18 protein-coding genes are annotated in these 19930 nt (G+C 35.6%); 16 read left to right on the forward strand and 2 right to left on the reverse strand.

Annotated features, from left to right (window positions below; translation table 11 throughout):
* Nucleotides 1-123 precede the first annotated feature (123 nt).
* From M0R21_08070 to M0R21_08125, 12 genes are all read left to right on the forward strand, one after another.
* Nucleotides 124-1650, forward strand: coding sequence for a hypothetical protein (locus tag M0R21_08070; protein ID MCK9617779.1), 1527 nt, complete (start codon nt 124-126; stop codon nt 1648-1650).
* A 12-nt stretch (nt 1651-1662) separates the two neighbouring features.
* Complete coding sequence (locus tag M0R21_08075) at nt 1663-2808, forward strand: glycosyltransferase family 4 protein (GenBank protein ID MCK9617780.1); 1146 nt, start codon at nt 1663-1665, stop codon at nt 2806-2808.
* Between the two features lie 11 nt (nt 2809-2819).
* Entirely contained in the window at nt 2820-4034 is a 1215-nt protein-coding gene (locus M0R21_08080; GenBank protein MCK9617781.1) for a glycosyltransferase, read from the forward strand.
* 13 nt (nt 4035-4047) lie between these two features.
* Nucleotides 4048-5235, forward strand: coding sequence for a glycosyltransferase (locus M0R21_08085; protein MCK9617782.1), 1188 nt, complete (start codon nt 4048-4050; stop codon nt 5233-5235).
* Between the two features lie 8 nt (nt 5236-5243).
* Nucleotides 5244-5864, forward strand: a complete 621-nt coding sequence (locus M0R21_08090; GenBank protein ID MCK9617783.1) for an acyltransferase — start codon at nt 5244-5246, stop codon at nt 5862-5864.
* Nucleotides 5865-5986: 122 nt separating this feature from the next.
* A complete protein-coding gene (locus tag M0R21_08095) occupies nt 5987-6757 on the forward strand; it encodes an FkbM family methyltransferase (protein ID MCK9617784.1) in 771 nt (256 codons plus the stop codon).
* 11 nt (nt 6758-6768) lie between these two features.
* Nucleotides 6769-7959, forward strand: a complete 1191-nt coding sequence (locus tag M0R21_08100) for a glycosyltransferase family 2 protein (protein MCK9617785.1) — start codon at nt 6769-6771, stop codon at nt 7957-7959.
* 11 nt (nt 7960-7970) lie between these two features.
* On the forward strand, nt 7971-9641 hold the full coding sequence (locus tag M0R21_08105) for a right-handed parallel beta-helix repeat-containing protein (GenBank protein ID MCK9617786.1): 1671 nt from the start codon (nt 7971-7973) through the stop codon (nt 9639-9641).
* 12 nt (nt 9642-9653) lie between these two features.
* Complete coding sequence (locus tag M0R21_08110; GenBank protein MCK9617787.1) at nt 9654-10466, forward strand: methyltransferase domain-containing protein; 813 nt, start codon at nt 9654-9656, stop codon at nt 10464-10466.
* A 13-nt stretch (nt 10467-10479) separates the two neighbouring features.
* Nucleotides 10480-11700 carry an ATP-binding protein gene (locus M0R21_08115; protein ID MCK9617788.1) on the forward strand — a complete coding sequence of 407 codons (1221 nt, stop codon included), beginning with the start codon at nt 10480-10482 and terminating at the stop codon, nt 11698-11700.
* Nucleotides 11586-11906 (forward strand): response regulator, encoded by a 321-nt coding sequence (locus tag M0R21_08120; protein MCK9617789.1) that lies wholly within the window; start codon nt 11586-11588, stop codon nt 11904-11906. Before M0R21_08115 ends, M0R21_08120 begins: the two co-directional genes overlap by 115 nt.
* A gap of 10 nt (nt 11907-11916) precedes the next feature.
* Nucleotides 11917-13194 carry a response regulator gene (locus M0R21_08125; GenBank protein MCK9617790.1) on the forward strand — a complete coding sequence of 426 codons (1278 nt, stop codon included), beginning with the start codon at nt 11917-11919 and terminating at the stop codon, nt 13192-13194.
* A 70-nt stretch (nt 13195-13264) separates the two neighbouring features.
* On the opposite strand, the gene M0R21_08130 is transcribed toward M0R21_08125, so the two are convergent.
* Nucleotides 13265-14677 carry a DUF5723 family protein gene (locus tag M0R21_08130; GenBank protein ID MCK9617791.1) on the reverse strand — a complete coding sequence of 471 codons (1413 nt, stop codon included), beginning with the start codon at nt 14675-14677 and terminating at the stop codon, nt 13265-13267.
* A 311-nt stretch (nt 14678-14988) separates the two neighbouring features.
* Between M0R21_08130 and M0R21_08135 the strand changes: the two genes are divergently transcribed.
* The 3 genes from M0R21_08135 to hydE all read left to right on the forward strand — a co-directional run bounded on the left by M0R21_08135 (nt 14989) and on the right by hydE (nt 17627).
* A complete protein-coding gene (locus M0R21_08135; protein MCK9617792.1) occupies nt 14989-15810 on the forward strand; it encodes a hypothetical protein in 822 nt (273 codons plus the stop codon).
* A 57-nt stretch (nt 15811-15867) separates the two neighbouring features.
* Entirely contained in the window at nt 15868-16398 is a 531-nt protein-coding gene (locus M0R21_08140) for a hypothetical protein (protein ID MCK9617793.1), read from the forward strand.
* A gap of 143 nt (nt 16399-16541) precedes the next feature.
* Nucleotides 16542-17627 (forward strand): [FeFe] hydrogenase H-cluster radical SAM maturase HydE, encoded by a 1086-nt coding sequence (hydE, locus tag M0R21_08145; protein MCK9617794.1) that lies wholly within the window; start codon nt 16542-16544, stop codon nt 17625-17627.
* Nucleotides 17628-18117: 490 nt separating this feature from the next.
* Here hydE and M0R21_08150 read toward each other — a convergent pair whose 3' ends face one another.
* On the reverse strand, nt 18118-18681 hold the full coding sequence (locus M0R21_08150; protein ID MCK9617795.1) for a hypothetical protein: 564 nt from the start codon (nt 18679-18681) through the stop codon (nt 18118-18120).
* 189 nt (nt 18682-18870) lie between these two features.
* On the opposite strand from M0R21_08150, the gene M0R21_08155 reads away from it, so the two are divergent.
* Nucleotides 18871-19905, forward strand: coding sequence for a 3-hydroxyacyl-CoA dehydrogenase family protein (locus M0R21_08155; GenBank protein MCK9617796.1), 1035 nt, complete (start codon nt 18871-18873; stop codon nt 19903-19905).
* The last annotated feature ends 25 nt before the right edge of the window (nt 19906-19930 follow it).

Below are 19930 nucleotides of genomic sequence, written 5' to 3' on the forward strand. Positions count from 1 at the left end.
TGCAACCAAAATAATATCAACATGTTAAATATTTTTAAATTTCAAATATTAAAATAAAAATTGTTATCTAAAGAAAAAAATTATATCTTTATAAACTATTTTCTCTAATTAAATTAATCTAAAATGGCAAATTCTTACAATGCTGAAAAATTGTTATTTAGAAGACAATTTATACTTGGACCCCGTTTTATTGAAAAATTTCCAACATGGAATAAATTTAATTTAAATAAAACGCTTTTTGTTACCCTGCATCCAGATTTGCCCTATAAACAAGTAAGCAAAAATGGATTTACCCTCACACTTTTGGGTTACATCATTAATTCTGAACAAATTTCATCTTCCGATGAAGATATTTTATACGATATCCTCAGCAAAATTCAGAAAATTGATGACATTTTTGAGAACCTTACCGATGACTTAGGTGGCAGATGGATTTTGATTATTGACGATGGCAATGAGTGTAAGCTATTTCACGATGCCGCCGGTCTTCGCCAGGTTTGCTATACAAATGAAATGAATGGGGAAATCTGGTGCGCTTCCACTCCAGGTATTATAGCAGAAGAATTGGGCTTTACAATTGGCAGCGACGCGCTGGAATTTATTAACTCTCCACAATGGAAAAATGCCCACGAATATTGGTGGCCCGGTATGACCACCCCATTCAGGGAAATCTCTCAATTACTGCCTAACTTCTACCTCGATCTGAAACATTGTACATATCACAGATATTGGCCTAATAAATATTATCCTTATCCTGCCCCTTACAAGGAAGGTATTAAAAAAAGTGCCGAATTGCTAAAAAAACTCTGCAATGCTGCATTCCAACGTTTCCCGGTAGAAGGCACCATTTCTGCAGGTTACGACACCCGTACCATTTTAGCTGCCAGTAAAGATTTTGCCAAAGAAATAGAATATTTAACCCTTATTTATTGGTCGTATACGCAGGAAAGTACCGATTCGCAAATTTCTACAAGTCTTCTAAAAGATTTAAATCTAAAACACAAACTCGTACAGTGCAGAAAGGAATGCAGCCCCGAATTCTGGGAAATTTATAAAAGAAACGTTACGACTGCTCATCTTGCTTATGCAAGTATTAATGAAACCCTTATGGAATATTTTCCCCAGGAAAAAGTAGCCATTAAAGGTACGGTAAGCAGTGAAATTATAAGGGAACAATATATTGATAAAACACGGAAAAAAGATGGCAAAAACTTTGCTCAAATTTCTGGTTTTAATGGAAATAAGTTTATGGAAAAACACTTGCAAATCTGGCTCGACGAAGCTTTACCGTATGCAAAAAAATTCAACGTCAATATTAACGAATTGTATGGTTGGGAACAACAAACCGGTAGATGGCAGGCAATGACCCAGGCTGAGGGAGACATTGCGCAGGAAGTATTTGTACCTTTTAACTGCAGAAATCTTATAATGTATATGTTGCAAGTACACGACAAATACCGTCGTCCGTTTTATTATAAATTATATGAAGAAATGGTAAAATATAACTGGCTTGAATGTAATGCCTATCCGATGAATCCCCACAAACGCGGCTGGAAACCCCAGTTAAAAAATATTTTACGCCAATCCGGATTTTATCCTTTTTTCATTACTTTATTTTATAAATTTCACAAACAAAAAAGCCACATTTAAGTATCTGTAATTATGATAATTGGTATAGAAGGACAACGACTCTTCCGGAAAAAGAAACATGGGATGGACATGGTGGCACTTGAGTTAATTAACCACCTCCAGCAAATTGACACAATTAATCAATATTTTATTTTCGTGAAGCCCGGTGAGGATGATTCCTGCATAAAAGAAACTTCCAACTTTTCAATCATCCGCTTACAGGGAGGTCCATACCCTATTTGGGAGCAATATGCCCTTCCTAAAGCTGCCCGAAAATATGGGTGCCAAATATTACACTGTACCAGCAATACAGCACCGGTTTTTACCTCCATCCCTTTAGTTACCACACTGCATGACATCATCTACCTCGAAAGTATTAGTATTTTTAAAAAATCTGGCACCTGGTACCAAAAGTTCGGGAATTTGTATCGTAAGTTCGTGGTTCCACAGGTTGTAAAAAAGAGCAACCGTATCATAACCGTTTCATTATTCGAGCAAAAGAGAATAGTTGATTTTTTTGGATTTAAAGATGACAAAAAACTTATCGCCGTTTACAACGGGGTGGGAAGCCATTTTAAAAGAGTAGAAAATCCGGAAATTCTTTCTGCTATAAAAATTAAATACCAATTACCGGATCAATTTTTTTTCCACCTTGGTAATACCGACCCCAAAAAAAACACAAAAGGAGTTCTTAAAGCATACTCTGATTTTCTTAAAATAACAGGAGCGAAAATTTCTCTTGTAATGTTAGATTTTGACACAGCAGAATTGCAAAAAATATTAAAAGAAATTAGAAACGAGACTCTTATAGAATCTATTCACCTTACAGGATATGTTGTAAACACCGATTTACCTGCAATCTATTCACTTTGCAGCTTGTTTTTATACCCATCACTACGCGAAAGTTTTGGAATTCCCATACTTGAAGCAATGGCTTGCGGAACACCAGTTATTACTTCTAATACATCCTCAATGCCGGAAATTGCCGGTAATGCAGCCCTTTTGGTTAACCCTTTTGATACGGAAGAAATAGTACAAGCAATGCTTAGTATTTACCAAAACCCCTCTTTACAATTGGACTTAACTACAAAAGGATACCTACAAGCATCCCTTTTTTCATGGAAAGCCATGGCAGAACATGTGCTGCAAATTTATGAAGACCTTTCACATTCAATTTAATCAGTGTAACAATGTTAAAAGACAGAGATTTTGTAATTTTTGGACTTCAATCATGGGATGTTGAAATCGGCAGCACCTGTAAATATACAGCCCTCGAGATTTCAAAAAACAATCGGGTACTTTTTGTAAGCATTCCGTTACAACGTGGCGCGTGGCTAAAAGAAAGGCATAAACCCGAAGTAAAAAAACGCCTCTCGGTTTTAAAAGGGTTAGTCCCTAATCTTGAGAAAGTAGGTGATAATATTTGGAATCTGTATCCCAAAACGGTTTTTGAATCCATCAATTGGATTAACAATCCTCGCATTTTTGATTTCTTTAATAAGCTAAACGAGAGGCGATTAGCAAAAGAAATCAAAAAAGCCATTGAACAGCTTGGATTTAAGGATATAATAATTTTAAATGATAACTCAATGTTAGTGGGCTATTATTTGAAAGAGCTTTTAAAACCACAATTTTATATCTATTTATTAAGAGATGCTGTTACACTGGTGCCGTACCATGCCAAACACGGGACACGGCTTGAACCCTTGCTTATTTCTAAAATTGATCTTGTTGTTACCAATTCTGATTATTTCAGAAACTTTGCAGCCAGATACAATTCCCAATCCTATATGATCGGGCAGGGTTGCGACCTGACAATGTACTCTGATCCCGATGGAACAATGCCAGTGCCGGAAGAAACCATCCCCATAAAGCGCCCTGTTATTGGTTACACGGGAGTATTAACAACCATCCGACTCGATATTAATATATTAGTTTACATCGCAGAACAAAAACCTGAATGGACTTTACTATTAGTTGGACCGGAAGATGAAGATTTTCGAAAAAGCAAACTGCATCAGCTTCCTAATGTTATTTTTACCGGAAGGAAAGAGCCACGACAACTTCCCGCTTATATTAAATCATTTGATGTAGCCATTAACCCTCAACTGGTTAATCCTATTACGGATATTAACTACCCTTTAAAAATTGACGAATATCTTGCCATGGGAAAGCCTGCCGTAGCTACAAAAACTACCTTTATGGCTTATTTTAGTGAATACTCTTACCTCCCATCATCTCCCGAAGAATATATTATTGCGATTGAAAAAGCTATATCTGAAAACACCCCTGAACTCGAAAAAAGAAGAAAACAGTTTGCCGCCGGACACAGTTGGGAAAATTTTGTAAATAAAATATATACACACGCTTATAATTGTATGATTCAAAAAGGGATATTTAAATAATACCATTACTAATATGAACATTGTGGTAACAGGGTTGCAAAGTTGGGACAGCGATATCGGTAGTAACTGTATTGATATCAGCCGGGAATTGGCAAAAAACCATAATGTATTGTACGTAAACTACCCATTGGACAGAATGACGGTATATAGAAATTCACGCCATCCCAAAATAAAGCAACGGATGGCTGTTTTAAAAAGTAAAGCTCCTGACCTTGTTAAGGTAGAAGAAAATTTATGGGTTTTTACCCCTCCTATTCTGTTAGAATCCATAAGCAGAATTGCCATTCCCTTTCTTTTCGATTTTATCAATACACACAACAATGTTAAATACGCCAATGCTATAAAAACTGCGATAGATAAACTTAATTTTAATGATTTTATTCTTTTAAATGATAATGATATTTACAGAACTTTGCATTTTAAAAAATTACTTAATCCTCGTTTATATATTTATTATTTAAGAGATTATATGATTGAAACCGCTTATTATAAATACCATGGACAACGTATTGAACACATATTGATTAAAAATGCCGACGCAATATTTACAAATTCATTATTCCTTGAAAAATATGCACAAACAATAAATAATGTATGTTTTTTTACAGGACAGGGTTGTGATACCCATTTATACGACCCAGAATCTATTACATCTGTTCCCGAAGATATTATACAAATTCCATACCCTATCATTGGATACACAGGAGCTTTGCGGACATTGCGTCTCGACATTCCTCTGCTCGAAACAATTGCCTCTAAAAGACCCAATTGGAGTTTTGTATTTATTGGTACTGAAGATGAATCATTCAGCAAAAGTGCACTCCATTTTATGCCCAATGTGCATTTTTTAGGAAGCCGGGATGCACATTTACTCCCCACTTATGTTTCTTCTTTTGATGTAGCTATTAATCCTCAGATAGTTAACAAAACAACCCTTGGAAATTATCCGCGAAAAATTGACGAATACCTCTCCATGGGAAAACCAGTCGTAGCTACCCGTACCGAAGCAATGGAAATGTTTTCGGATTATGTTTTTCTTGCCGATAATTGCGAAACATTCATACAAGGGATTGATTACGCATTACAACACAATACTCCTGCGCAAATACAAGCAAGAAAAGAATATGCCCAAACGCATACCTGGGAGAAAGTGGTAAAAACAATGATACAGATTATACAAAACAATTTCAAAATTTATTAAACTATATTATGACTATAAGTAGCTTTATCAAATCAAACCCATTATTAAAAAAAGTGATCTACCGCATGCTGACACCCAGGTACCAATCCAGACCCAGGCTCTGGGTAAAATGGTTTGTCAACCCGTTTTTTCATAAAAAAGGTCGTGGAGCAGTCATTCGCAATCATACAAGAATTGATGTAATGCCTTGGAGCCAATTTATCATAGGAAAACATACAACAATAGAAGATTTTTGCACTGTTAATAATTTGGTGGGAGATGTAATTATCGGCGAATACACACGTATTGGAATGGCTAATGTAATAATTGGGCCTATACGCATTGGAAACAATGTAATTTTCGCTCAAAATATTGTTCTTTCAGGTTTAAATCACGGATATGAGGACATAACCATTCCTCCAACTTATCAGGAAATAATTAAAAAAGAAATAATTATAGAAGATGATGTTTGGATAGGTGCAAACAGCGTAGTAGTTGCAGGAGTAACCATTGGGAGGCATGCTGTGATTGCCGCAGGAAGCATAGTTACCCATAATGTACCTCCCTTTACAGTAGTTGCCGGGAATCCAGCAAAGACGATAAAACAATATAATGCCAATACCAAAAAATGGGAAAAATTAAAAAAATAATATATATACAATAAAATATCCATAAGGATAATGCTCATACAAACCGAAGATGATATTTTGTGGATATCTTCCGAGTTATCGAGGCAGGCTATGTGACCAATAAATTAAAAAATTAATAACGCATGAATAAAATAATTATACTTTTTAGATATTTAAAGGATTTTATTAAATATTATGAATTTATTTTCGTTTTCACTTCTATAAAATATCAACTATTCAAAAAAACGTCAAAGCACAACAGATTATATAAGAGCAGTTTAGGATTATTTATTTCCAGAAAAAATTCCATTGATTTTCAATTTGCCAATTATGCATATGAATGGAATGTTAAAAAATTTATATTAGATAATTATAAAGAGTACACTACTTTTATAGATATTGGTTCGCACATTGGAACTTATTGTTTTTTATTAGCCCCAAAGGGATTACGGTGTTATGCTTTTGAACCGACAAAAGAAAATTTCAGAGCTTTACATATCAATATATTACTCAATAAGCTTGAAAACCAAATTACAGCATTTAACATTGGTTTGGGTTCAGAAAATACTGATGAAGATTTTATTTTTGAAGAAATAAATACCGGTGCATCTCATAGGGCAAACCATGAAAACGGTAAAAATCATGAAACTGTTATAATTCGCACATTCGATTCAATTTATGCCAATTTTAATATTGATGTTAACGAAAAAATATTGATAAAAATTGATGTAGAGGGAATGGAAGCAGAAGTTATAAAAGGTGCGACCCAATTTTTGTCAAAATATCCCAACCTGCTCATCGTGATGGAAAGTATCCATTCCGGTGAAAACAATCTTAAAAATAAATTATTAGAAATTGGTGATTATGAATTTTTTAAAGTAGATAGTTTTAATATGGCAGCTAAAAAACATTAATAATTTATATTATGCTGGTTTTAAAAATAACCTTCTGGATTCTTGCATTTATTGTATTTTATTCATATCTTGGATATGGAATGCTATTATTTGTATTAGTAAAACTCAAAAAAATCATCAGTACAAATACAAATAACAAATATGATGATTCTTACGAGCCGGAAGTTACCTTGTTTGTTGCTGCCTATAACGAAAAGGATTATGTGGCACGTAAAGTTCAGAATATTTACGAACTGAATTATCCTAAGGAAAAGGTAAAACAAATTTGGGTTACCGACGGTAGTAATGACGGCACACCTGAGTTACTTGCTCAATATCCAAATATTAAAGTATATCACCAACCTGAGCGCGCAGGAAAAATTGCAGCAATGAACAGAGGTATTTCATTTGTAGATACACCCATTGTGATTTTTTCCGATGGAAATACCCTGCTTGGTAAAGATTCTGTCAGAGAAATTGTACGCCTTTTTAGCAATCCTAAAACAGGTTGTGTTTCCGGCGAAAAAAGAATTTTCAGCAATACAAAGGACACCGCAGCTACCGCTGGTGAAGGCATTTACTGGAAATATGAATCAAAATTAAAAAAATGGGATGCCGAATTGTATTCAGCAGTGGGAGCTGCCGGGGAACTATTTGCCATTCGCACGAATCTTTACACTAAAGTAGAACACGATACGCTTCTCGACGATTTTATCATTTCCATGCGAATCGCCAAACAAGGATATGTTATACAGTACAACCCAAATGCTTATGCCATTGAGTCATCTTCCGCCAATGTTAAAGAAGAAATGAAAAGAAAAATTAGAATTTCTGCCGGAGGCATACAATCTACATTGCGGCTCAAAGAGCTGATGAACCCGTTTCGATATGGGTTGCTTGCATTTCAGTTTGTCTCCCACAGGGTTTTACGCTGGACCATTGCAGCATTTTCTTTACCTATTCTGTTTTTGCTTAATTTCATCTTTGCAGTTTGGGAAGGCTTCTTTTCATTACACCTTTACTCTGTTTTATTGTATTTACAACTCTTATTTTATGCGCTTGCTCTTTGTGGCTGGTATTTAGAAAATCATAAAATTAAAATTAAAATACTATTCATTCCATACTATTTTTTTATAATGAATTTATGTGTTTTTCTTGGACTTGATAGATATATAAAAGGTAAACAAAGCGTTAATTGGGAAAAAGCTAAGCGTGCAGACTAATACTTACAGATATGAAGCATAAAATATACTTAATTGTAATATTATTTTTTATACCAACTATCATATCTTTTGCACAATGTAAAGGTTGTAAATATTTTGTTCATCCCGATTCAGTAGCCATTGTAAGCATAGAAGGCGATTTGATGCCCAACCTTTTACCCGGCGATACAATTTGCCTGAACCCAGGAAAATATTTTCAACTGTATATTCATAAAATCAAAGGTTCCGCAGAAAAGCCCATAATTATAAAAAACTATAATGGGGAAGTGATAATTGAAAACAACAGTAATTTTGGAATTACTTTCAGCGATTGTGCTTACATTAAATTTACAGGTTCGGGAAAATCTGATTTATATTATGGATTTAAAATTACCAATGTTCAGCAAGGAAGCGGGTTATCCATTAACTACCTTAGTTCTGATATTGAAGTGGAACGAGTTGAAATCAGCAACATAGCCTTTTCCGGTATTGTTGTAAAAACCGACCCTGATTGTTCCTTCACCTCACTAAGAGATAAATTTACATTGTACAATACTTTTATCCACGATAATTACATTCACGATACGGGAAATGAAGGCATGTATATCGGAAGTTCTTTTTACAGAGGATATACTTTGCATTGTAATGGAATAGATACTACCGTATTGCCTCATATTCTTTCGGGTGTAAAAATTTACAATAACCGGATTGAACGCACTGGCTGGGACGCCATCCAGGTGGGATCAGCCTCCGCAAACTGCAAAATCTACAATAATTACGTATCAAACGACAGCTATGCCGGGTACCCGGATCAAATGAGCGGAATTTTAATTGGTGGAGGAAGTAAATGCGATTGTTATAATAATATAATAGTAAATGGTAAAGGCGATGGAATTGAAGTTTTGGGGTTGGGAGACTTTAAAATATTCAATAATCTCATAATAAACGCAGGGCGTTCGTATTACCCCAACAATCCACCAACAGAACATCCTAAACACGGAATTTTTTGCAAGGATATAGTTACCACACAGGGAAAAGGCTACGGATTTTTCAATAATACCATTGTAAACCCCAAGACACACGGAATTTTATTCAAAAATGCAGTGAGTAGTGGAAATAAAATGTACAATAACATAGTTGTCAATCCTGGAGCTTTAGCGTTCAAAGTCAATTCTGCATACATTAAATTAGATGTTCCTAACGGAATGGTTGATACATCTCACAATTTTTTTTCGCCTTCATCCTATTCATTTTGCTTTGATGACACACTTACAAACAATTACGACCTGCAAATTGCATCACCACTTATTAATAAAGGACTTAACATAACCAACGAAGGTGTAACTTTTGATTTATTAAACCGGCAGCGGCCATTTGGAACGGCTTTCGATGCCGGAGCATATGAATGTTGGAAAAACGGAGCTGGCACCTTAGAACAGATAGGGAACGGCATTGTAAAAATGTTTCCCAACCCAGCAAGCGATTATTTATTTGTCAGCTACACTATTACTACAACTATCCCAATACGAATATATATTGTGGACACATTTGGAAAGGTTGTACGGGAAATAACACATAAAAAACCGCTCAATGGAAGCTATCAGGATGTATTTTCTTTACGAAATTTACCTTGCGGAACCTATTTTTTAGTACTTTCGACTTCGAAAGAAATCATTTCCAGAAAAACTATAGTTAAAAACTAAACTTAACTGATTATGAAAAATTTATTAAAAAAAATTATTCCTTATATATTGGGTGTAAAAATAAGAGGTCTTTACCAAAAAATATTAAAGTTTTATTATTCAGGAGACACGCTTTATTGCCCCTTTTGCCAAAATTCTTTTCGCAAACTGTTACCCGGAGGTTTCAATCTTCCGGTGATAAATGAAAAAAAAATAATCGGTGCAGGATACAGGGAAAATAATATTTGTCCGCGTTGCTATTCTACCGATCGCGACAGGTTGATTTATCTTTATTTAAAAGAAAAAACCAATATTTTCACTCAAAATATCAAACTATTACACATTGCTCCCGAAGGTAGTATAAAATCACTCATCCAGCAATATCCCAATATTACTTACAGTCAGGGTGATAAATTTGAAAACGGGTATCGTGGTTATTACTATGACAGAAAGGTAAACCAGATGGACATTACCCAAATTCCTTTTCCTGACGACACTTTTGATGTAATTATTTGCAACCATGTTTTGGAGCACATTGAAAACGATAAAAAAGCGATGGAGGAGCTATACAGAGTATTGAAACCCAACGGATGGGCAATCATACAGGTACCTATTTCCCAAACCCTCGCAAATACGTTTGAAGCCGAAGCCAATTCACCGGAAGAAAGAGAACGGTTATTCGGACAATTTGACCATGTAAGAATTTACGGACAGGATTATCCAAGTTTACTTGAAAATGTAGGGTTTGCTGTTAGTATACATAATCCCGTTCGCGACGGATGGAACATTAACCACGACTACTATGCCATAAATACATTGGAAAATATTTATGTAGCATATAAATAAAAAAACATTTTTTATGCCACAATATATTTATATAGTACTTTTTATTGTTTTTTTAACTCTTTCTGTGGTCATGATTTTTCTATATTACAAAACAAAAAAATACCAACGTGTATTGCTTAATAAACAAGAATCAGAAATTAATAAATTTAAACAACAATTTCAGCGATTTAACCAGGAACTCGAAAACAGGGTTACCGAACGTACCCGACAATTAGAGGAAGTTGTTAATAAAAGTAAAAAATTAGAGGTAGAATTAAAAAAAGCTTTAAAACGCACGGAAGATGCCAATTATCTAAAAAATGCTTTTCTATCCAATATGAGCCACGAGATTCGTACCCCCCTCAACGGTATTATAGGGTTCGCCAGTTTACTCGAATCCGAGCTATCAATCAATGAAAATGTTGAGTTATTCGATTATGCAAATGGCATTTCGCAAAGCGGCGAAAGGCTGCTGCACCTGCTTAATAATATTATTGATATCAGCAGAATAGAGGCCAACGATATGGACGTATCTCTAAAACCATACAACATAAACGATATTCTGAAAGATGTTGCTGAACTTTTTATTTTTAAGTCCAATGAAAAAGGATTAAAATTTAATTTACAAACACAGGAAATACCTCTTGCAATAACCGACAATAATAGTATTTCCAAGATATTTACAGATATCATTGACAACTCTCTTAAATATACAGAAAAAGGATACATTAACGTTTCTACTAATTATAATGAACAAACGAATGAAATTTGTATAAAAATAAAAGATACAGGAATCGGTATTGATTCTGCATACTTACCTAATATTTTTGATGCATTCCGACAGGAAAGCCTTGGGTATTCAAGAGCCTATCAGGGTGCAGGTTTGGGTTTGCCTTTAGCCAAACGTTTGCTCGAACTCATGAAAGGAAGAATTGAAATTGAATCGGTAAAAGGATTAGGCACCACTGTTTATGTTTATCTTAACTCTTCTATTGAAAAAACTGTTTCTGAAGGACCCCCTAATGTTGTCCATACATATCTGCCGGCAAAACAGGACAAAAAAGTATTTATTGTAGAGGACGACCGCATGAATCGCCTCGTTCTTAAAAAAAGAAAGAAAACACGTATACCGAAATTGTTATGGCTGTGGATGGAGAGGAAACCCTGGCTATCATTCAGGAAAATTACAATAAAGGTATTATTTTTGATGTTATGCTATTTGATATCAACCTACCTGCGCCCTGGGACGGAATAAAACTGATGAATGCCGTAAAAAACCAATGGAACGAATACAACGAAATCCCATTTATAGCACAAACCGCCTATGCTATGAGTGGCGATAGGGAACGACTGCTTGATGCTGGTTTCGATGATTATGTATCCAAACCCATTCAACAAAACAGATTATTGAAAATAATGAATTACCAAGTTAATTTGAAAAAAAAATTTACTAATTCATAAACTGAATAGTATGAATGAAAATATATTAAAATCAAGGGAAGAACTCGAAGCCGAAGTACATTCGCTAAGAGAAAGAATCGGGCAGATGGAAGATGCTTACATGCAATTTCGTAACGACATAGAAAAGGAATTAATACAAACAAAAGAGCAAGCAGAAACTGCTTATCATTCTAATGCCGTATTTTTGTCAAACATGAGCCATGGTATCAGGGTTCCCATGAATGGAATCATCGGGATGATTGATGTAATTTTACAAACTGATCTCTCCGAAGAACAAAAAGAATTTATGAATATCATAGCCAATTCGTCTGAAAACCTTTTAAATGTAATAGACGATATTCTTGATTATTCAAAAATGCAAACCGGGCAAATCAAACTTGAAGAAAAAACCATCCATCTGAAAAAAGAATGTAATGAGGTAATTGAATTGTTAAGCCCGAAAGCCAAAGGCAAAGGACTACAAATACAATGGCAATGGAATTCCGATCTGCCTATTTATGTTCAGGCAGATGTTCATAAATTAAAACAAATACTTACTAATTTGATAAATAACGCAATAAAATATACAAAAGAAGGAACAATCACAATAGCTACCGAACTTATCACTTCCGATAATAATACCATATCCGTTAAGTTTTTAGTAGCTGATACTGGTGTGGGCATAGCAGAAAAAACTAATCTGTTAATTAATAAAGCTTTTAATCTCCCTGGCATCAAAGCCGAATTTAGTGAAGACGGCATGGGACTGGGGCTTGCAATTTGTAAAACTCTGACTAATTTTTTAAAAGGGATAATCGGCTTTGAAAGCACTTACGGAAAAGGTTCGTGTTTTTGGTTTGTATTACCTTTAAAAAAATCGGAGCCATTATTGTACGACGAAGTGTCCAGTGCTACGAAAACTACCGAGTTTAATGCTAACTTAACCATTCTATTGGTTGAAGACAACAATCTAAACCAAAAATTTGCATGTGCAGCCCTTCGCAAGGCAGGACACACTGTGGATATAGCCGAAAATGGCAAAATAGCACTTAACAATTATTTTAATAAAAAATACGATCTGATTTTAATGGATATACAAATGCCCATTATGGATGGGATTGAAGCCACTACAAAAATCAGGGAATATGAAAAAAATAACCGGATTACCCCCGTTAAAATTGTCGCAGTTACAGCCTATGCCATGGAACGCGACAGAGAAAGGTGTATTAATGCAGGAATGGATGAATTTTTAAGCAAACCTTTTAAACCCAGAGACCTGTTAAAAATAATTGAAGATTTAAATTATTAATAGCCTGAGTTCGGCGTAAGGTTGTATCAAAAGTATAAACTTTAGTGGCTACCAATGCCTAATAGGCTTATTACCACCGCGATTTCTTTCGGAATCTTAAAAATTCGTTATTTTCACAGCCATTGAACCCTCCATCACGGCAATGTCCTTTGCTGAAATTAAACTTTATTGCAAAATAAATATCCATTCCGTAAAAATCATTCATATTAAAAAAACTCCCGAGCTTATCACTTCCCAAGGTAAGAAAACCAAGTCGTAAAGCAAGCCCTATACGGGGTTTGGAAAATTCGTAAAGCGAAATAGGCAAAGAAGCCTCCAAATAACGTGATTCATAGCGAGGTGTTACCGAAATCTGGGAAGAACGATGCAAAGACGCTGCATTTAGCTGAAATCCATAATAAAGAGAGCTGTTCAGGTAATAATTTGCAGCCAAATGATAATCGAATTGTACACTTAACGCAGTAGGAAGAAATATTTTAAAGGAATTTCCGCTTACTAATTGCGTCGGATTTCCGTAAAACCGATTACTGAACTCAATTAAGGTAGAGTCAATGTCTGTATAGTTTAAATCAGAAACTTCGTACCAATTATGGCTTACGTTATCAAATGAAAGTGCTCTGGCGTTCTGTGTAAATTTAATACTGCCAATATCCACCAGCGACACCCCTAATCTATATTGGTAATCAACATATTTTTGCGCACATAGGTTGCTGTAATGCCTATTGCTTATTTCTTTGAGTTTTTTTTCATAGGTAAATCCCAGGTCGAAACCCCACCCGCTTCCCCTAAAGAGGCCTCCGGGTCCCGGATATTCATTATTACCATAGTCCACTGGCAGAGAAAGCCCACCTTTAGCATTAAGGTTATAAATAAATATCGTATCTGCATTGGGAACCATATAATCTATATTGTTTCCGGCAATATATCCCCCCGAATATCCAAATAATTTTTTAATTGTAATTCCGGCAGCCACATGATCCAGACGCTTTTCGTATACTGAATATGCGTACGAAACGCCTACTTCTCCCCACGCCATGGCAGCAAAGCCAAATTTTTTTGTATCGTTATACCGTACATTAAATTGTTCCGGGGCATCTAACTCTTCAAAAACAAATTTTGCCAGTTCATATGGAGCATTATGTGCCGAAACCCCTACCCTTACCCCGCTATAGATCGCAAAGGCATGCTTTCCGGAAACAACCATTGCCGATGGTCCCATCACACGTATATTTCCATAGGCACTTTTTAAATCCTTATTGTAATTATCGTAAACTATATCTCCGGTTTCTCCATGTTCCGGAAAGCTAGGGTTCGCTTGCAAAAACCGTGAAAATTTATATTCATTTTTGCTAAAATATACATAGTTGTTATCAGCAAAAGCACCTCCCGAAAGCAAATTAATATCAAAATATAATTTAGATGTTAACATGGACGAAGGATTTTGTATTACTCCGACCGAACCAGCGTAATTACTGTTTGTCATACCAAACATTTCTTGAGAACTACCCGAAGTTGTCAAGATAAACATAAGAAACACCGAAAGTAAAAACCTTAACAATTTATTCAAATTTTATAGGTTAAAAACAATAGAGCAATCGTTTTTGCCTTTAGCCTTATTGATTTAGGCAAATATAGGTTTTTTATTAAAAACGCTACTTTTTTGATTTTTTTTTTTATTTTTTTTAACTCACTGTTAATGAGAAAAAGTATTTCCTGTTGTTGGTAAATTAAGAAAACGAAAAACCTTTACAAGATAAATTTGTTACTTTAGCAGCTCTTAAATTTGTAAAAAATATGAACCAATCCTTCGTATTATGGATTTTGGCTTTTATAGTTACACTTGCTTCAGCAATTTTTCAACGAAAAACCGGACCAACACATCCTGTTTACGGAAAACAAATTATTGATGATAAAGAGATAAAATATAAATTAATCCGTGCATCGGACGATACAAAAGGTGCTTTCATTTTTCTGAAAGTTGCCGATACATCTATTAGTGGAGATATTTCATTCAAACGGTATAAAAGTAATGATGTTTGGTCGCAGGCAACCTTGCAGCGCACAAACGATAGCCTGGGATTCCGCCTACCGCCCCTGCCTGCTGCAGGTAAAATAACGTACATAATAAACCTGCACAAAAATGGAAACGATTACCAGCTCACCGATGCCCCTGTGGTGCTGCGATATAAAGGGAGTGTGCCTGCCTTAATCCTTGTCCCGCACATTGTGTTGATGTTTCTTGCCATGTTATTTTCTTCCCGTGCAGGGCTGGAAGCCATCTTCAAAAGAAAAAAAACATTTATTTTCACCTTTTACACTACGCTTTTCCTGCTACTTGGAGGGTTTGCACTGGGTATGCTGGTGCAAAAATTTGCTTTTGGTGCATACTGGACGGGATTTCCATTTGGGTTCGATCTTACCGATAATAAGACTGCTATCGCTTTGGTTATTTGGATTATCACCCTTTTTATCGTGAAGAAAAAACCCAGAAACAGAAGATGGCCAATAATTGCCATGATAGTTCTGTTTTTGGTATATATGATTCCGCATAGCATGATGGGATCGGAAATTGATTATACCAAAAGTAAGGTAACCACAGAAAAACCTACTAACTAAATAATACAAATGCTCATTTTTAATAAAAAGATACATTAACTTAATCAAAAAAAAATTATGGCACTGATCAAATTAGTAGAAAAAGAAGAAGCTACTGGCAAAGTAGCCGAAATTTATGAAACCATGATGAACACCATGGGTTTTATTCCAAATGGTTTTAAAGTTTTTAGTGTAAGCGAAATGGTTTTAAACCAGCAGTTCAATAATCTTGGCTTTTTTTTCAAGCATCCTACCCTTGGAGGAAAACTATTGGCATTTATCCGCCTGCTGGTATCCGAAGAAGAAGAATGTGCTTATTGCGTTGGCATTAATGCAGGTATTTTGTTTCAATATGGCGTTTTACCCGAAATGATTGCAGAAATAAAAGCCGACCCGACAAAAGTTCCCCTGGAAGAAAAAGATAAGGAAATGCTTCTTTTCGTTTTGAAAGTGGTTCGCAACTCTAATTCCATTGAACAAACTGACATAGATAAGCTAAAAAACCTTGGCTGGAGCGATAAGGAAATTCTCGAAGCAACTTATCATGGCACCACGCAGATTGCAGCAGATAAAATCTTCAACGCGTTTAAGCTGGACCAGGATTTTTAATTGATTAATGGTTATTGACTATTTTTTATTGAGCAAAGCTATGCCAGCTAATGGCGTTTTGCTTTTATTTTCAATGATTAATAACCATTAACCATTAAATATTAAACCTTAATAATTATTCATTAATAATTACCCGTTGGCTAATGACTGTTGAAGAGATTCTTGAAAAAGATATATTTGAGAAAAACGACATTATAACTTTGCTTTCGCTCGACGAATCAGGAAGAAAATTGCTGTATAAAAAAGCTGCTGATGTAAAAGAAAAATATGTAGGGAAAAAAGTGTACTTCCGCGGGCTAATAGAGTACTCCAACATTTGCCGGAAAAACTGCTACTATTGCGGGGTAAGAGCTGGCAATCAAAGCGTGGAACGCTATCGGCTTACGGATGAAGAAGTGCTGGAAGCCGCAAAGTTTGCTTACGGCAATCGTTATGCTTCAATGGTAATACAAAGTGGCGAACGCAGCGACAGTGAATTTACTGCTACGATTACCCGTTTGCTGAAAAAAATAAAGTCCACCTATGAAGGAAAGATAGGCATTACGCTTTCGATGGGCGAACAGACTGAAGAAATATATAAAGAATGGTTTGAAGCAGGTGCACATCGCTATCTGCTCCGCATAGAGACTTCCTCGACCAGTTTGTATAACAAATTACATCCGCAGGACTCTCATCATGATTATTACCAGCGACTGGAAGCTCTGCGAATGTTAAAAAAATGCGGTTATCAGGTGGGCACAGGAGTAATGATAGGGCTGCCGTTTCAAACGGTGGAAGATCTTGCCGATGATTTGCTCTTTTTTAAAGACCTGGATGTAGATATGGTAGGAATGGGACCATATATTGAACACGAAAAAACACCGCTTTATCAGTATAAGGAAAAGCTTTTACCACAAGTGGAACGTTTTAATCTATCGTTGAAGATGGTGGCGTTGCTACGTATAATGATGAAAGATATTAATATTGCCAGCACCACTGCCATGCAGACGATAGACCCTCAGGGGCGTGAAAAAACCATCATGGTGGGGGCAAATGTTATTATGCCTAACCTCACCCCTGTAAAATACCGCGAAAATTATCTTTTGTATGAAAATAAACCCTGTATTGATGAAGAAGCCGACGAATGCCGTTCGTGCCTCGAAGCCCGCATTCGTATAGCCGGAGGCGAAATAGGTTACGACGAATGGGGCGACTCCCGCCACTTTGCTCAAAGAAATGTAAAGAAATAATTGTATCGTTCGGAAGATGACAAGCAGTTAAAGTAATAACGAAAAAACTGTAAACCATCCTCAGAAATAGCACAAACTGTCTCGCCCTGAAATAGGTTTATAAAAAGATTATGGTAAGTTTACTGAAAGATATATATTTTCATCCGAAAATAATTTGTTATTAAGATGCCGGATGGAGCTCGCATGTTATTATTTTCATGCAGGTTTGTGTTTTTATATAAACATGCTCGGCTCATAACTTTTTATTTTTTTATTGCTCTAAGCTCCCAACTCACAGCTGTTTTACCACCTTACACGTCCCTATCGTTTCACCGTTCCTTACCAAGCGTACCAGGTACATCCCAGGCAAAATGTAACATGCTGAAATATATCATATATGGTTCTATGCTCTTAACCCGCAAACTCAGGTTAATAGTTGTAGCTCTTTATAAATATCCGGCAAATTAATTATTCGGAAAGTTTAATTCTGGCATATGCCAAAATACAATTCTTATTTCATGGCATCAGCAGGAATGGACATGTCTTGCGAAATATGAGTGTATGTTCTGGAATTTTTCCAGTCATTTTCGTAAATACTCAGAATGTTTGGTATAAACTCTACTTTAAGTTCCTGGTTACGGGCTTCAATTTTAGCATCGGGTGTAACAACGGGTTTTTTAGATTTTATCAGGGCGGCAGCTTTTGCAAACAATTCATGTTTGGCGGAAATAGCAGTTAGTTTTGGATTGTTTCTCCAAAAACCTATTACCATATCAACGGTTACTATGTATGTATCACCGGCTTTAAGGTCGGCAGTAACAAAATCTTTAGTTTCAGACGATGCCCAGAAAAGTTGCTTGCCGGGGTCGCATTCATAGCGCATGTAATTATTTTTTCCAAAAAAACCAATGTACTTGTCCTGATGGAAATAATCGAAAGTGCAGGATTTTTTCTTCAAGCTTACGAAGTAAATAACGGCTTTGCCATTAGCGGGTGGTTGAAAACCTTGTCCGAATACAGGGAAAAACCCCGGAAGAATTACCATTGTAATAATACAGAAGAGCTTCGTTTTCATATTTTGATATGATTTTTTTAATGACTTGTAAAAATAACAATTATTGTGTTTGATACAACTATATTTTTTAATAGAATTTTCTAAATTTGTCGTACTGGAAAACTTTCCTTCACAATGTTGTCGGGAGGTTTTTAAAGTACAGAACACCGGGTATTTAATTTGATGTATTGTTAATCAATAAATTATAAAATGACTATTGGAATATGCGGATGCGGGAAAATGGGAACCAATATTTTCCAATATCTTTCTGGATTTAATTTTACCCTTATCTGGCTTTGCAAAACGGAAACTGCAGCTCAAAACCAGCAAAATCTGTTTCTGAAACGCTTGCAGCGTCAGCTTCGTAACGGACTTTTGTCAGAAATTGATTTTACCCGTCAGATAAAAGATAGTTTTTTTACACATTTACCTGCAAATCTATCTAATTGTGATTTAGTTATTGAAACTATCACCGAAAATGTAGAAACCAAACAGGAACTCTTCCATCGTTTGGATACCATCTGCCCTGCAAAATGTATCCTTACCTCAAATTCGTCTTCCATACTTCCTTCCCGGCTTTTCCCTTCTGCTGAAAGAACCGCAAATTTTGCCGGACTGCATTTCTTTTACCCGGTAGCGCTGAAAAATATAACAGAACTAATTATTACCCCGCACACTTCGGAATCTGCCATTGGATTCCTGAAACAATTTCTTGTTGAAATTAATCGTTTTCATCTTTTACAAAATGAACAGAATGCATTTTTGCTCAACCGTATCCTTCTTGATGTTCAGAATGAAGCCTGTAAAATCCTAATAGAAGAGAAAATTTCTCCGGCAGTTATTGATTCAATAACGAAAGAAACTCTTTTCCCAATGGGATTATTCGCTTTTTTTGATAATGTGGGGATAGATGTCATGCTTTTTTCGGTAAAAAACTATAGCAAAGAGTTTTACGGTGGTGAAAGTACATACCTTCCGCTAATCAGTTGTTTACATGAAAAATTTGTGCAGGGATATTTGGGAATCAAAACCCAGCATGGTTTTTTCGACTATAGCAATGCACAACCCGGCGAATCAACAGGCAGCTTATACGTCAGCCCCCGGAAAAGAAAAGCATTTGCAGCAAGACTCATCAATACATGGAGAACATCGGTACGTAATGCACTTGATAAGGAAAATATTACAAAAAAAGATTTGCAATTTGCCCTTGCCGAATATTTTGGAGAGGATATTTCTCTTTTTTGAGATAGATTGCCAGGTAACAAATAAC

It is taken from the genome of Lentimicrobiaceae bacterium, from assembly GCA_023227965.1.
Lineage (GTDB): Bacteria > Bacteroidota > Bacteroidia > Bacteroidales > JALOCA01 > JALOCA01.

Coding starts and splice junctions, on each gene's coding strand:
- M0R21_08105 (MCK9617786.1), top strand. CDS start 7,971: ATGAAGCATAAAATATACTTAATTGTAATATTATTTTTTATACCAACT.
- hydE (MCK9617794.1), top strand. CDS start 16,542: ATGACTGTTGAAGAGATTCTTGAAAAAGATATATTTGAGAAAAACGAC.
- M0R21_08150 (MCK9617795.1), bottom strand. CDS start 18,681: ATGAAAACGAAGCTCTTCTGTATTATTACAATGGTAATTCTTCCGGGG.
- M0R21_08125 (MCK9617790.1), top strand. CDS start 11,917: ATGAATGAAAATATATTAAAATCAAGGGAAGAACTCGAAGCCGAAGTA.
- M0R21_08110 (MCK9617787.1), top strand. CDS start 9,654: ATGAAAAATTTATTAAAAAAAATTATTCCTTATATATTGGGTGTAAAA.
- M0R21_08130 (MCK9617791.1), bottom strand. CDS start 14,677: ATGACAAACAGTAATTACGCTGGTTCGGTCGGAGTAATACAAAATCCT.
- M0R21_08120 (MCK9617789.1), top strand. CDS start 11,586: ATGGCTGTGGATGGAGAGGAAACCCTGGCTATCATTCAGGAAAATTAC.
- M0R21_08090 (MCK9617783.1), top strand. CDS start 5,244: ATGACTATAAGTAGCTTTATCAAATCAAACCCATTATTAAAAAAAGTG.
- M0R21_08135 (MCK9617792.1), top strand. CDS start 14,989: ATGAACCAATCCTTCGTATTATGGATTTTGGCTTTTATAGTTACACTT.
- M0R21_08085 (MCK9617782.1), top strand. CDS start 4,048: ATGAACATTGTGGTAACAGGGTTGCAAAGTTGGGACAGCGATATCGGT.
- M0R21_08075 (MCK9617780.1), top strand. CDS start 1,663: ATGATAATTGGTATAGAAGGACAACGACTCTTCCGGAAAAAGAAACAT.
- M0R21_08115 (MCK9617788.1), top strand. CDS start 10,480: ATGCCACAATATATTTATATAGTACTTTTTATTGTTTTTTTAACTCTT.
- M0R21_08140 (MCK9617793.1), top strand. CDS start 15,868: ATGGCACTGATCAAATTAGTAGAAAAAGAAGAAGCTACTGGCAAAGTA.
- M0R21_08080 (MCK9617781.1), top strand. CDS start 2,820: ATGTTAAAAGACAGAGATTTTGTAATTTTTGGACTTCAATCATGGGAT.
- M0R21_08100 (MCK9617785.1), top strand. CDS start 6,769: ATGCTGGTTTTAAAAATAACCTTCTGGATTCTTGCATTTATTGTATTT.
- M0R21_08070 (MCK9617779.1), top strand. CDS start 124: ATGGCAAATTCTTACAATGCTGAAAAATTGTTATTTAGAAGACAATTT.
- M0R21_08095 (MCK9617784.1), top strand. CDS start 5,987: ATGAATAAAATAATTATACTTTTTAGATATTTAAAGGATTTTATTAAA.
- M0R21_08155 (MCK9617796.1), top strand. CDS start 18,871: ATGACTATTGGAATATGCGGATGCGGGAAAATGGGAACCAATATTTTC.